Origin of the sequence: Streptomyces sp. FXJ1.172 (assembly GCF_001636945.3) — a bacterium.
In the GTDB taxonomy this organism is placed as follows: Bacteria; Actinomycetota; Actinomycetes; order Streptomycetales; family Streptomycetaceae; genus Streptomyces.
Genome location: NZ_CP119133.2, coordinates 6,989,587 through 7,002,204 on the forward strand (window position 1 = coordinate 6,989,587; position 12,618 = coordinate 7,002,204).

The following is a 12,618-nucleotide window of genomic DNA, read 5'->3' on the forward strand; positions in this document are numbered from 1 at the left end:
GATTTCTGAATATTCGGGATATAAGGGGCGGTTGAGGGTGTGGAGCACCCCGGAGGGGTGTGGTGGACTGTCAGACCCGGACGACCTGCGGGCCGAGCAGGGAGTAGCGGTGGGCCTCGGCGGCCGGGAGCTGGACGCTCGTCACGATCGCCTCCAGAGCGCCGACCTCGGCGAACCGGCAGAAGCTGACCGCGCCGAACTTGGTGTGCACGCCCGCGAACACGGTCCGCCGGGCGGCCCGTATCGCCTGCGCCTTGACCTCGCTGACCGCGGGGTCGGGCGTGGTCAGACCGTGTTCGCGGGAGATGCCGTTGGCGCCGATGTAGGCGAGGTCGATGACGAAGCCGGCGAGCATCTTCGTCGTCCAGTGGTCGACCGTGGCCAGTGTGCCGGCCCGGACCCGGCCGCCGAGCAGCAGCACCGAGATCTGCTCGGCCTCCGCCAGGGCGCCCGCGACCGGCAGCGAGGCGGTGACCACGGTCAGCGGCCGGCCGACGGGCAGGGCCTCGGCGATGAGCTGCGGGGTGAAGCCCTCGTCGACGAAGACCGTCTCGGCGTCCCCGAGCAGCTCGGCCGCGGCGGCCGCGATCCGGCGCTTCTCGGGCACATGGCTGGTGGCACGGAAGGCGAGCGTCGTCTCGAAGCCGGCGCTCTCCACCGGATAGGCGCCACCGTGCGTACGGCGGACCAGGCCGTGGTCCTCCAGGGCGCGCAGGTCGCGCCGGATGGTCTCCCTGGCCACGCCCAGCTCGGCGGCGAGCGCGGTGACGTCGACCGAGCCGGTGGCGCGCGCGGCCCGCACGATCTCGCGCTGGCGCTCTTCGGCCGTTCTCGTGCTCATGTCGTCACCCGCTTTCCCGTCGAGCTGCCCGTTCGGGCCCATGGGGGAAGTTCTACAGCGGGTGTGCGGCACTGACCAGGCCTGTTGCGGGTCCGATACTGCCCGTGTGTGCCCGTTTGCCGAGCGCTGCGCCCGGCTCGGACCTGCGAGGCCGTGCCCGGCCGGGTGGGAGCGGGCGGCCCGGATGCCCGAACACGGCTGCGGGCGGGCCCGTTCGGTGCCCGCCCGCGCGCGTGGGCGACTGTTTTCCGCCGTCCGCCGTCCGGCGATCGAGGAGAGATCAGTACGGCCAGATCGGCGGGTCGGTCACGAAGTGTCCGCCGAGGTGGCCGTGCGCAGGGTTCTCCGGGTCCAGCTCGCCCTGTTCGGCGATCAGCTTCGCGGCGTACGGCTCGGAGTCGTCCTGCGGCTCGTAGCCGAGCGCCCGCGCGGTGGTCAGGTCCCACCACAGCCGGGTGTTGGCGGAGGAGCCGTAGACGACCGTGTGGCCGACCTCCTCGGCGGTCAGGGCCGCGTGGAACAGGCGGGCGCCGTCGGCCGGGCTCATCCACACCGAGAGCATGCGCACGCCGGTCGGCTCCGGGAAGCAGGAGCCGATGCGCACGGAGACGGTCTCCAGGCCGTGCTTGTCCCAGTACAGCTGGGCGAGGTCCTCGCCGAAGGACTTGGACAGGCCGTAGAAGGTGTCCGGGCGGCGCGGGGTGTCGACGGGGATCAGCGGCTCGCCCGCGCGCGGGGCCGGGGTGAAGCCGACGGCGTGGTTGGAGGAGGCGAAGACGATCCGGGGCACGCCCTCCTGGCGGGCGGCCTCGTACAGGTTGTAGGTGCCCTCGATGTTCGACTTCAGGATCTTCTCGAAGGGGGCTTCCAGGGAGATGCCGGCGAGGTGGAGGATCGCGTCCACGCCCCGCACCGCCTCGCGCAGCGCCGCCGTGTCGGCCAGGTCGGCGGTGACCGCGTCCGGCTCGCCCTCGACGGGGCGCACGTCGAACAGGCGCAGCGCGTAGCCGTACTCCGGCAGAAGGGACCGCATCAGGGTGCCGAGCCCGCCGGCGGCGCCGGTGAGCAGAACGGTGCGGGGAGCGGGCATCCTCGGTTCTCCTTGTGTACGGCATTCACATTCATGGACACGCTAAGGAGGGTCGTCGTACACCGTCAAGTGTCGCGTGGCGTGCGTGAATTCGCTCCCTGGATGCCCATTCGGCTGCTTGACCTGCCACAAGAGGGCCCCGTAACGTGGGCGCGTTCAGAAATATGGACGTGGATCAGAAACATGCACTGGTGTGTGCCTCAAGGGAGAGCCCGTGACGCCTGCCCCTCTCACCGAACGGCTCAGCGATCCGCGCGGGCCGCTCTTCTTCCCCGTCACGGCCTACGGCCAGGGCGGCGCGCTCGACCTCGACGTCTACCGCACCCATGTACGCCGGGGCGTCGCGGCCGGCGCCGCCGCCGTGTTCGCCTGCTGCGGCACCGGTGAGTTCCACGCACTGCTGCCGGAGGAGTTCCAGGACTGCGTCCGGGTGGCCGTGGAGGCGGCCGAGGGCCGCGTCCCGGTGGTCGCGGGCGCCGGGTACGGCACCGCGCTCGCCGTGCGCTACGCGCGCCTGGCCGAGGAGGCGGGCGCCGACGGCCTGCTCGCCATGCCGCCGTACCTCGTCCAGGCCGGCCAGGAGGGCCTGCTGCGGCACTACCGCCGGCTCGCCGCGGCCACCGCGCTGCCGGTGATCGTCTACCAGCGCGACAACGCCGTCTTCACCCCGCCCACGGTCGTCGAACTCGCCCGCACCGACGGGATCACCGGCCTCAAGGACGGCCTCGGCGACCTCGACCTCATGCAGCGGATCGTCAGCGCCGTGCGCACCGAGGCCCCGGGCGACTTCCTGTACTTCAACGGCCTGCCCACCGCCGAGCAGACTCAGCTCGCCTACCAGGCCCTCGGCATCACCCTGTACTCCTCGGCCGTCTTCTGCTTCGCCCCCGAGATCGCCCTCGCTTACCACCGCGCCCTGAACACCGGCGACACGACGACCGTACGGCGCCTCCTGGACGGCTTCTACGGCCCGTTCGTGGAACTGCGCGCCCAGGGCCGCGGCTACGCCGTCTCCCTCGTCAAGGCGGGCGTACGGCTGCGCGGCCTGGACGTCGGCGAGGTCCGGCCCCCGCTCCACGAGCCGCCGGAGGACCACGTCAGACAACTCGCCCAGCTGATCGAACGGGGCTACGCGCTCCTGGAGGCGGACAAGTGAAGGCGTCGGCGTTCGTCTACCCCTGGGACGTCAACGGGGACCCCGGGGCGCCCGCGCGTCTGGCCGGGCTCGGGCTCGGGCAGGTGACGCTCGCCTCCGCCTACCACTCCACCCGCACCCTGACCCCGCGCCACCCCCGCCACCGCATCGTCACCGCCGAGTACGCGGCCGTCCTCTACCCCCCGGACGACCGCTGGGCCGGCCGGGACCTGAGGCCCTGCCCCGCCGGCCGCTGGGCCCCCGGCGACGCCTACGGCGAGGCCGCGCGAGCCCTTGCGGCGGCCGGTCTCCAGGTGCACACCTGGGTCGTCCTCGCGCACAACTCCCGCCTGGGCGCCGAGCATCCGGACACCTCGGTCGTCAACGCCTACGGCGACCGCTACCCCTGGGCGCCCTGCATCGCGCAGCCCGCCACGCGCGCGTACCTGGTCGACCTCGCCGCCGAGGCCGCCGTGCGCCCCGGTGCGCACGGCACCGAGCTGGAGTCCCTCGGCTGGTACGGGCTCCAGCATCTGCACGCCCACGACAAGACCGCCGGCGTCGGCCTCGGGGAGGCCGGACAGTACCTGATGTCCCTGTGCTTCTGCCCGTCCTGCCGCGCCGGATACGGCGAACAGGGCCTGGACCCGGACGAGTTGGCGGCCTCCGTGCGGGACGCGCTGGAGCCGCTGTGGCGGGGGCCGGCGGACGACGAGGGCTGGCCGACGGTCGGCAAGCTGCTCGGTGAGCGGACGGCGGCCCGCACGCGCGCGTGGCGCGAGGAGACCGCCGGCACCCTCCAGGAGGAAGCCGTCGCCGCCGTACGCGCCGCCGCACCGGCCGGCTTCCAGGTCCTGCTGCACGCCGACCCGGTGTCCCACCACTGCGGCGCCAACGCCGGTGCCGACCCCGCCCGCGTCCTCGCCGTCGCGGACGGCGTGGTGGTGCCCTGCACCGGCGGTACGGACCTGCTGGCGCCCTTCGCCGAGCACGCCCGCGAGCGGACGGTGCTGGCCGCCAACCTCACCGTGGTCTCCGGGATGGGCGGTAGTCCCGGCACCCTGGCGGCGGACGCGGCACGCGCGCGTGCGCGAGGCGCGACGGAACTGCGGCTCTATCACGCGGGGCTGGCGTCGGACGGCGACCTCGCAGCGGTGCGCGAGGCGCGTCATGCCTGGTCGTCGTGGGACTGAGAGGGGTGGGCGCGGACCGGCAGGGTGCCCTGTTCCAAGGCGGTGGGCCGCTGGCGGCAATCCGTCGGAACGTGTCGCTCGCGCCCCTGGGGCGCGGGCCGGCGCACACCTACGGTCGAGCGCATGCGCTACGTCGCCCCGATCGTCATCGGGCTCCTCTACGTCCTGCTCATGTCCCTCATCCCCGAACCCCACCGGCGCCGCTTCAACGCCGTCATGGTCGCCGGGGCGGGCGCGGCCTACCTCAGCGGCGGCGGCCTCGGCGGCTGGGAGTTCGCCTTCACCGCCCTGTCCACCTACGTCGCCTACAAGGGCCTGGAGTCCTGGGCCTGGATCGGCGTGGGCTGGCTGCTGCACACGGCCTGGGACGTCGTGCACTGGCTCAAGGGTCATCCGATCGTCCCGTTCGTCCACGACTCCTCGTTCGGCTGCGCACTGTGCGACCCGGTGATCGCCGTGTGGTGCCTCGGCGGCGGCCGGTCGCCGTGGACGCGGATCCGCTCGCGGACCCGTACGCACCGCACCGATGAGTTCGCGTACGCCGGCCGGTCTGCCCTTCGTACGGGTGACACGCCCCTGAAGGAGTGAGACAGGCATGACCACACTGGACCTCGGGCCCCAGACCAGGATCGTGGCACGGCTCGCCGAGTCCGTGACCGACGAGCAGCTGACGGGCCCGACCCCCTGCCCGGACCTGGCGGTGCGGAACCTGCTGGGCCATCTGCTCGGGCTGTCCGTGGCCTTCCGCGACGCGGCCCGCAAGGACCTCGGCACCACGACCGACACCAACCCGAACGCCGCCGTCCCGGACATCGGCCCCGGCTGGCGCGCGGAACTGCCCAAGGCGCTGGACGAGCTGGCCGACGCCTGGCGCGACCCGGCCGCGTGGACCGGTGACACCCGGGCCGGCGGCGTGGACCTGCCGGCCGAGGTCGCCGGCGCGGTCGTCGCCGACGAACTGGTCGTCCACGGCTGGGATCTGGCTCGCGCCACGGGGCAGGAGTACGTCCCCGACCCGGCGGCGCTGGGGGCGGCGCTCACCTTCCTGCGGGCCGCCGCCAATGATCCGGGCCGGGGAAACGGGCTGTTCGGCCCGGTCGTTCCGGTACCGGAGACCGCGACGCTGCTGGAGCGGGCGGTCGGCCTGAGCGGACGGGATCCGGGGTGGCGGCCGGTGACCGGCTGAACGCCCGCGGAACTCGCCTCCGCCCGGCTTCCTTTGTCAGAAGCATTGACGAATCGCAGGCCCCCTCCTACCTTCAACGCGTCGTACTTCGTACGTCATATATGAGACGCGATATGTGAGATCCGAGAGGGCCGCATGACCTCTGTGCCCATCCCGATCCCGTCCCGCACGCAGTTCGTGCTGGACGCGATCAAACACCGCATCCTGACCGGGCAGCTGACGCCCGGTCAGGCCCTGGTCGAGACGGAACTGGCCGCGCAGTTCGGGGTGTCCAAGACCCCGGTGCGCGAGGCGCTGAAGACCCTCGCCGGGACCGGTCTCGTCGTGATGAGCCAGTACAAGGGCGTCACGGTGCGCATGGTGGACGCGGACATGGCGCGCGAGGTCTACGACGTGCGGCTGCTGCTGGAACCGGAGGCGCTGCGCAGGTCCGTGCGGCGAGGGGCCTTGCTCGACGCCGCACGCGACGCGCTGACCCGTGCCGACGCCGCCGCCGACACCGCCGAACGCTCGCTGGCCAACCGCGAGTTCCACCGCGCCCTGTACCTGCCCTGCGGCAACCCGCTGCTCAGCCGGATGCTGGACGAGGTCCGCGACCAGGCCGCCCTCGTCTCCGCCGTCGCCTGGGCCACCGACCCCTCCTGGGACCGGGAGGCCGCCGAGCACCGGGAGATCCTGCGGCTCGCGCTCGACGGTGACGCCGACGGCGCCGCGCGCGCCCTGCACGCCCACATCGCGTCCTTCGTCGAGCGCGCTTTCCCCTCGGACACCGCCCCCCACCCAGAGGAAGGTCATCGATGAGCAGCGTGACGTTCGAGGCCGGGCGGGCGGCCCTGGCCGACGTGGTGGCCATCCCGGTGACCCCCTTCGCCGAGGACGGCTCCGTCGACACCGGCACCCACCGGGCCCTGCTGCGCCGCCTGCTCGACGCCGGGATCAGGACCCTCACCCCGAACGGCAACACCGGTGAGTTCTACGCCCTCACCCCGAAGGAGCGCCGCCTCGTCACCGAGACGACCGTCGATGAGGCCGGTGACCGCGCGGCGGTCCTGGTCGGCGTCGGCCACGACCTGCCCACCGCGATCGACTCAGCCCGGCACGCCCGCGACCTCGGTGCCGGGATGGTCATGGTCCACCAGCCGGTCCACCCCTACGTCTCGGCGGCCGGCTGGGTCGACTACCACCGCGCCATCGCCGAGTCCGTGCCCGAGCTGGGCGTGGTGCCGTATCTGCGCAACGCCCAGCTGCCCGGCGCCCGGCTCGCCGAACTCGCCGGACACTGCCCGAACGTCATCGGGGTCAAATACGCCGTCCCGGACGCCGCCCGCTTCGCCGCCTTCGCGCGCGACGCCGGCCTCGACCGCTTCGTCTGGGTCGCCGGACTCGCCGAGCCGTACGCCCCCTCCTACTTCTCGGCGGGCGCCACCGGCTTCACCTCAGGACTCGTGAACGTCGCCCCGGCCGTCTCGCTGAATATGGTCGAAGCGCTTCGATCCGGTGACTACCCGGCCGCCATGAAGGTCTGGGAGCAGATCCGCCGCTTCGAGGAACTGCGCGCCGCCCACGGCTCCGCCGACAACGTCACCGTCGTCAAGGAGGCCCTCGCCGCGCTCGGCCTGTGCCGCAGGGACGTCCGCCCGCCGAGCAGGCCCCTGCCCGAGGACGAGCGCGCCGAGGTCGCCGCCATCGCCGCCGGGTGGTCCATATGAACACCCCGCGCAAGAAGCCGGAGGAACTCCGCAGCCACCAGTGGTACGGCACCGACGGACTGCGCTCCTTCAGCCACCGCGCCCGTACCCGCCAGCTGGGCTACCTCCCCGAGGAGCACCTCGGCAAGCCGGTCATCGCGATCCTCAACACCTGGTCCGACATCAACCCCTGCCATGTGCACCTGCGGGACCGCGCCCAGGCGGTGAAGCGGGGTGTGTGGCAGGCCGGCGGGTTTCCGCTGGAGTTCCCGGTCTCGACGCTGAGCGAGACCTTCCAGAAGCCGACGCCCATGCTCTACCGGAACCTGCTGGCGATGGAGACCGAGGAGCTGCTGCGGTCCTATCCCGTCGACGGCGCGGTGCTCATGGGCGGCTGCGACAAGTCGACCCCGGCCCTGCTCATGGGCGCCGCCTCCGCCGACCTGCCGGCCGTCTTCGTCCCGGCCGGGCCCATGCTCCCGGGCCACTGGCGCGGCGAGGTCCTCGGCTCCGGCACCGACATGTGGAAGTACTGGGACGACAGACGGGCCGGCCTCGTCGGTGACTGCGAGATGGCCGAGCTGGAGAGCGGCCTGGCCCGCTCGCCCGGCCACTGCATGACCATGGGGACGGCATCCACGCTGACGGCCGCGGCCGAGGCGCTCGGCGTGACCGTGCCGGGCGCGTCCAGCATCCCGGCGGTGGACTCGGGACACGAGCGGATGGCCGCCAGGGCGGGCCTGAGAGCCGTCGAACTCGTCCACGGGGACCGGCGGTTGAGTCACATCCTGACCCGCGAGGCCTTCGAGGACGCCGTCACGACCGTCCTCGGCCTCGGCGGATCCACCAACGCCGTGATCCACCTGATCGCCATGGCCGGCCGGGCCGGGGTGAAGCTCACCCTGGACGACTTCGACCGGATCGCCCGGACCGTGCCCGTCCTCGCCAACGTCCGCCCCGGCGGCCGGAAGTACCTCATGGAGGACTTCCACTTCGCCGGCGGCCTGCCCGGCTTCCTTTCCCGGATCCCCGACCTGCTCCACCTCGAGCGGCCGACGGTGTCGTACGACACCCTGCGCGAGCAGCTCGACGGCGCCCGGGTGCACCACGACGACGTCATCCGGACCCGTGACAACCCCGTCGCACCCGAGGGCGGAGTCGCCGTCCTGCGCGGCAACCTCTGCCCGGACGGCGCGGTCATCAAGCACATCGCCGCCGAGCCACGCCTGCTCGAGCACACCGGCCCGGCTGTCGTCTTCGACGACTACAAGACCATGCAGCGCACCATCAACGACCCCGCGCTCGGCATCACCGCCGACAGCGTCCTGGTGCTGCGGGGCGCCGGACCCAAGGGCGGCCCCGGCATGCCCGAGTACGGCATGCTCCCCATCCCCGACCACCTGCTCAAGCAGGGCGTGCGGGACATGGTCCGGATCTCCGACGCCCGGATGAGCGGCACGAGTTACGGCACCTGTGTGCTGCACGTGGCCCCGGAGTCGCACATCGGCGGGCCGCTGGCGCTGGTGCGCACCGGGGACCTCATCACCCTGGACGTCGACGCGCGCCGCCTCCATCTCCACGTGGACGACGCCGAGCTGGCCCGGCGCAGGTCCCGGTGGACGCCCCCGCCCGGCCGGCACGAACGTGGCTACGGCGTCCTCTACAACGGGCAGATCACCCAGGCCGACACCGGCTGTGACTTCGAGTTCCTCGCCCGGCCCGGCAAGGTGCCGGACCCGTACGCGGGCTGAATCGCCCCCGGTATCACCCTCGGCATCGCCCCCGGCCCACAGCGTCGCACGGCCGAGATCTCGAACAACGATCGGAAGTCGCTTACTGCGAACGGAGAACAGTCATGGCCCAAGCCGCAGCCGTGGCGAAACCGCCCGCGCCACCCCGGCGGCGCCGTGCCTCCGCGACCCCGCGCAGGCTGCCGTACCTGCTGATCGCCCCGGCGGCCCTGCTGATGCCGGGCTTCATCGCCTACCCGGTGCTCAGCGTCTTCTACTACAGCCTGCAGAACTACAACCCGACCAAGCCGTGGCGGAACGGCTTCGCGGGCTTCGGCAACTTCACCCGGGCCTTCGCCCACGACCCCCAGTTCTGGGACACGCTGACCTTCAGCGCCAAGTGGGTCGTGGCCGAGGTCGGGCTGCAGCCGCTGTTCGGTCTGGCGCTGGCGCTGGTCGTCAACCAGACCTTCGCCGGCGGGCGCTGGGCCGGGCCCTGGTCTTCTCCCCGTGGGCCGTCTCCGGCGTGCTGACCTCCGGGATCTGGGTGCTGCTCTACAACTCCCAGACGGGCATCATCCGTTACCTCGCCGACCTGGGCATGGGGTCGTACGGCACCAGCTGGCTCTCGGACACCTCCACGGTCCTTCCGGCCGCGGTCGTCGCCGATCTGTGGCCGGGCGTGCCCTTCTTCGCGATCCTCATCCTCGCCGACCTCCAGTCCGTCTCCAAGGACCTGTACGAGGCCGCCGAGGTCGACGGGGCAAGCAGGATCAAGCAGTTCTGGCACATCACCCTGCCCCACCTGAGGGACGCCATCGTCCTGTCCACGCTGCTGCGCGCGGTGTGGGAGTTCAACAACGTCGACCTGCTCTACACCCTGACCGGCGGCGGTCCGGCGGCGGTCCGGCGGGGGAGACCACGACCCTGCCCCTCTACATCGCCCACACCAGCGTCGACGCCCACAACTTCGGCTACGCCTCCGCGCTGACCACGGTGGCGTTCGTGATCCTGCTCTTGGCTCGATCGTCTATCTGCGGCTGAGCAAGTTCGGAGGTGAGACCAAGTGATCACCGAGGTCGCTCCCGCGCCCGAGCGCACGGCGCCCGAGCCCGCCCGGCCCCGCGGAAGGCGCCGCGCCTGGGACGAGGTCCCGCGCTGGCAGATCTACGTCATCTCCACCGCGTCCTTCGTCTCCACGGACGCCACCACCGTCTACGACGCCCGCTCGTCGGACGGCTCCCTGCCGGGCACGACGTTCCTGACGACGGGCAGCACGACGATCGGCGCGACGATGAACTGACCGTCGGCGGCAAAAAGCGTATCGATCGGATAACAGCACTCGCAGGCACCGGTGTTATGCGCGTAGACAGTCTCCGACCTGGTACATCACTCTCATCCACCAGATCCGGAGAATCCATGCGGAAGTCCCACAGAGTCGTCGCAGCCGGTGCCGCCTGTGCTCTCGCCGGCGTCGCGCTGTACGGCGCGGGCGCGGCCACCGCCGGGCAGTCCACGGCGAACTCCACCCACGAGCCCTACAACATGGGGCAGTTGGTGAAGGACATAGACACCTACTACGGCACGACCGCTGACAGCAACGGCGTCTACCAAGCGTCCCCGGACAGCCCGTACGCCAAGGACCTGGCGCAGCTCGACGCCGACGCCAAGCGCTACATCGACAAGGCGGCCCGCAAGGCGCGCCGCCACGGCGAGAAGCCGGCCGTCATGTTCGACATCGACGACACGCTGCTGCTCAGCCTCGACTACGAGAAGCGCTACAACTACACGTACAACCCCACCACGTGGAACGACTACGTGAACCGCGCCGACCGGCCGGCCGTCTTCGGCAGCCCCGAACTGGTGCAGTACGCCGAGTCCAAGGGCGTCGAGGTCTTCTACAACTCGGGTCTGTCGGAGGCGCAGCGCGCCGCCGCCGTCGCCAACCTGAAGAAGGTCGGCGCCGATGTGAACCTCGACGCCGGCCACATGTTCCTCAAGGACAAGGCCAACCCGCCGGCCTACCTGAGCGACTGCGCCACCCCGGGCACCTGGAACTGCACGACCGTCCAGTACAAGTCCGGCACCCGCAAGCACATCGAGGACGACCTCGGGTACGAGATCATCGCCAACTTCGGTGACCAGTACTCGGACCTCGACGGCGGCTACGCCGACCACAGGTACAAGATCCCGAACCCGACGTACTTCGTCGGCTGACCTCAGCCGTACGTCCTGAGCAGGGGCTCGTACTGCGCCCCCGTCACCGGCAGCACCGTGCCGTGGCGGGGGCCCGCCGGCGGCGGGTCCCGGGCGAGCGCGGATCGAGCGGTCAACTGTGCGGTGCGAAGCCGCCCTTCACCGCGTACTGCTTGCCCTCCGCGGTGCCCGTGATCGTGTAGCTGTCGTCCTTCGCGTCCCGGCCGCCGCGTTCGTGGTCGTACTGCCCCGCGAACACCCACTGGCCCGCGGGGACGGTGCGGCCGTCCTCGAGGGTCCAGGTGTAGATGAGGAAGCCGTCCCGCTCCTGCACCGTCTGGGTGAAGTCCGTCTCCGGGAGGGACCGCCAGGCTCCCGTCGAGGACACCCCGCCGCTCTGCGCGACCTTCAACTCCACCGTGAGGGACGAAAGCCGCTCCGAGGTCTTCAGGGTCAGATCGCTCTGCGCCCAGAAGTCGTTGCTGTGCGGGTCGACCGAGCCGTCGGACCACAGCGGGCCGTCCTGCTCGCGGCGGGCCACGGGCGGCTGTACGGAGGCTTCCGGAGTCCGGGACGGTGCGGAGTCCGGTGCGGGCGTCGCCCGTGGGGCACCCGCGCTGGGGGCCGGGCCGGCGGAGTGCGCCGGTGGGTGGGCCGTCGCCGCGCCCGGTGACGGTGTGGGCGTCGGTGACACCGCCACCGTCTGCTGGGCCGGCGCGTCGTCCTTCACGGCCGACGCCACCGCGTACCCCCCGACGGCGAGCACCCCCGCGACGGCCGCCGTGGCGGCGACCACCCGCACCCAGCCGAGCACCGGCGGGCGCGTGGCCCGGTGCTCGGGGCGGGCGGCGCCGGAAGGTGCGGTCATGCCGCGTTCCACGCGGGCCAGGATGCGCGCGCGGTCGGGTTCGTGGGCCTTGGCCGCCTCCTGCAGCCGGGCGCGCAGCTCGTCGTGCACGTCCTGCTGCCTCATCGGTTCCTTCCTCCGCTCTCGCCGCCCCGGGCCGCCATCGCCGCGTGCATCCGCCGCGGATCGCCCTGGGGGCCGAGCAGTCGTTGCAGCTCGGCCATGCCCTTGGACGTCTGGCTCTTAACCGTACCCACCGACACCCCGAGCGCGAGCGCGGTGTCCTTCTCCGAGAGGTCGAAGGCGTGCCGCAGCACCACGCACGCCCGTTTGCGGAACGGCAGTCTGCGCAGCGCCTCCTGCACGTCCACCACGCCGGCCACGTCCGGGTTCTCGGTCTTCTCCTCGCGGTGCGACCAGAACAGCGCGATCCGGCGCCGCTCGCGCACCGCACTGCGGATCCGGGTGCGGGCCAGGTTGGCGACCACGCCCCGCGCGTACGCCACCGGATGGTCGGCGGCGCGCACCCGGTCCCAGCGGTGCCACAGGGCCAGCAGGGCGTCCGCCGCCAGGTCGTCGGCGGCGTCCGGCTCACCGGTCAACAGGTGGGCCAGGCGGGCGAGTTCGGCGTAGTGCCGGTCGAAGAAGGCATGGAACTCCACGGAGGCGGCGTCGTCGACGACTGTGCCCACGGGTGACCTCTTCTCGGTGC

The 12,618-nt window shown here is 72.0% G+C and carries 12 protein-coding genes and 2 pseudogenes; 10 read left to right on the forward strand and 4 right to left on the reverse strand.

Annotated elements, in window-relative coordinates; all coding sequences use genetic code 11:
* Positions 1-70: 70 nt before the first annotated feature.
* Together A6P39_RS31380 and A6P39_RS31385 are read right to left on the reverse strand one after the other, a co-directional pair.
* Positions 71-841 carry a DeoR/GlpR family DNA-binding transcription regulator gene (locus A6P39_RS31380; RefSeq protein ID WP_067048985.1) on the reverse strand — a complete coding sequence of 257 codons (771 nt, stop codon included), beginning with the start codon at positions 839-841 and terminating at the stop codon, positions 71-73.
* Between the two features lie 280 nt (positions 842-1,121).
* Positions 1,122-1,931 carry an NAD-dependent epimerase/dehydratase family protein gene (locus tag A6P39_RS31385; RefSeq protein ID WP_067048662.1) on the reverse strand — a complete coding sequence of 270 codons (810 nt, stop codon included), beginning with the start codon at positions 1,929-1,931 and terminating at the stop codon, positions 1,122-1,124.
* 214 nt (positions 1,932-2,145) lie between these two features.
* Between A6P39_RS31385 and A6P39_RS31390 the strand changes: the two genes are divergently transcribed.
* The 10 genes and pseudogenes from A6P39_RS31390 to A6P39_RS31435 all read left to right on the forward strand — a co-directional run bounded on the left by A6P39_RS31390 (position 2,146) and on the right by A6P39_RS31435 (position 11,080).
* Positions 2,146-3,087 carry a 5-dehydro-4-deoxyglucarate dehydratase gene (locus tag A6P39_RS31390; RefSeq protein ID WP_067048665.1) on the forward strand — a complete coding sequence of 314 codons (942 nt, stop codon included), beginning with the start codon at positions 2,146-2,148 and terminating at the stop codon, positions 3,085-3,087.
* Positions 3,084-4,259: a hypothetical protein gene (locus A6P39_RS31395; protein WP_067048669.1), complete on the forward strand. Its 1,176-nt coding sequence runs from the start codon at positions 3,084-3,086 to the stop codon at positions 4,257-4,259. The genes A6P39_RS31390 and A6P39_RS31395 overlap by 4 nt, the downstream gene beginning before the upstream one ends.
* A gap of 123 nt (positions 4,260-4,382) precedes the next feature.
* Entirely contained in the window at positions 4,383-4,847 is a 465-nt protein-coding gene (locus A6P39_RS31400) for a DUF6010 family protein (protein WP_067048672.1), read from the forward strand.
* A gap of 7 nt (positions 4,848-4,854) precedes the next feature.
* A complete protein-coding gene (locus tag A6P39_RS31405; RefSeq protein ID WP_067048675.1) occupies positions 4,855-5,445 on the forward strand; it encodes a TIGR03086 family metal-binding protein in 591 nt (196 codons plus the stop codon).
* Between the two features lie 135 nt (positions 5,446-5,580).
* The gene (locus tag A6P39_RS31410; protein WP_067048678.1) at positions 5,581-6,246 is read left to right on the forward strand and encodes a GntR family transcriptional regulator; all 666 of its coding nucleotides are present in this window, start codon (positions 5,581-5,583) and stop codon (positions 6,244-6,246) included.
* On the forward strand, positions 6,243-7,154 hold the full coding sequence (locus A6P39_RS31415) for a dihydrodipicolinate synthase family protein (protein ID WP_067048681.1): 912 nt from the start codon (positions 6,243-6,245) through the stop codon (positions 7,152-7,154). The genes A6P39_RS31410 and A6P39_RS31415 overlap by 4 nt, the downstream gene beginning before the upstream one ends.
* Entirely contained in the window at positions 7,151-8,884 is a 1,734-nt protein-coding gene (gene araD / locus A6P39_RS31420; protein WP_067048684.1) for an L-arabinonate dehydratase, read from the forward strand. Before A6P39_RS31415 ends, araD begins: the two co-directional genes overlap by 4 nt.
* Before the next feature lie 104 nt (positions 8,885-8,988).
* Positions 8,989-9,933: pseudogene (locus A6P39_RS31425) on the forward strand (carbohydrate ABC transporter permease).
* 104 nt (positions 9,934-10,037) lie between these two features.
* Positions 10,038-10,166: pseudogene (locus tag A6P39_RS31430) on the forward strand (right-handed parallel beta-helix repeat-containing protein); the annotation flags it as partial.
* Between the two features lie 116 nt (positions 10,167-10,282).
* Positions 10,283-11,080, forward strand: a complete 798-nt coding sequence (locus tag A6P39_RS31435; protein ID WP_067048690.1) for an HAD family acid phosphatase — start codon at positions 10,283-10,285, stop codon at positions 11,078-11,080.
* A gap of 112 nt (positions 11,081-11,192) precedes the next feature.
* On the opposite strand, the gene A6P39_RS31440 is transcribed toward A6P39_RS31435, so the two are convergent.
* A complete protein-coding gene (locus A6P39_RS31440; RefSeq protein ID WP_067048693.1) occupies positions 11,193-12,032 on the reverse strand; it encodes a hypothetical protein in 840 nt (279 codons plus the stop codon).
* Positions 12,029-12,598, reverse strand: a complete 570-nt coding sequence (locus A6P39_RS31445) for a SigE family RNA polymerase sigma factor (RefSeq protein WP_067048696.1) — start codon at positions 12,596-12,598, stop codon at positions 12,029-12,031. Before A6P39_RS31445 ends, A6P39_RS31440 begins: the two co-directional genes overlap by 4 nt.
* Between the last annotated feature and the right edge of the window lie 20 nt (positions 12,599-12,618).

Coding starts and splice junctions, on each gene's coding strand:
- araD (WP_067048684.1), top strand. CDS start 7,151: ATGAACACCCCGCGCAAGAAGCCGGAGGAACTCCGCAGCCACCAGTGG.
- A6P39_RS31405 (WP_067048675.1), top strand. CDS start 4,855: ATGACCACACTGGACCTCGGGCCCCAGACCAGGATCGTGGCACGGCTC.
- A6P39_RS31435 (WP_067048690.1), top strand. CDS start 10,283: ATGCGGAAGTCCCACAGAGTCGTCGCAGCCGGTGCCGCCTGTGCTCTC.
- A6P39_RS31400 (WP_067048672.1), top strand. CDS start 4,383: ATGCGCTACGTCGCCCCGATCGTCATCGGGCTCCTCTACGTCCTGCTC.
- A6P39_RS31380 (WP_067048985.1), bottom strand. CDS start 841: ATGAGCACGAGAACGGCCGAAGAGCGCCAGCGCGAGATCGTGCGGGCC.
- A6P39_RS31385 (WP_067048662.1), bottom strand. CDS start 1,931: ATGCCCGCTCCCCGCACCGTTCTGCTCACCGGCGCCGCCGGCGGGCTC.
- A6P39_RS31440 (WP_067048693.1), bottom strand. CDS start 12,032: ATGAGGCAGCAGGACGTGCACGACGAGCTGCGCGCCCGGCTGCAGGAG.
- A6P39_RS31410 (WP_067048678.1), top strand. CDS start 5,581: ATGACCTCTGTGCCCATCCCGATCCCGTCCCGCACGCAGTTCGTGCTG.
- A6P39_RS31415 (WP_067048681.1), top strand. CDS start 6,243: ATGAGCAGCGTGACGTTCGAGGCCGGGCGGGCGGCCCTGGCCGACGTG.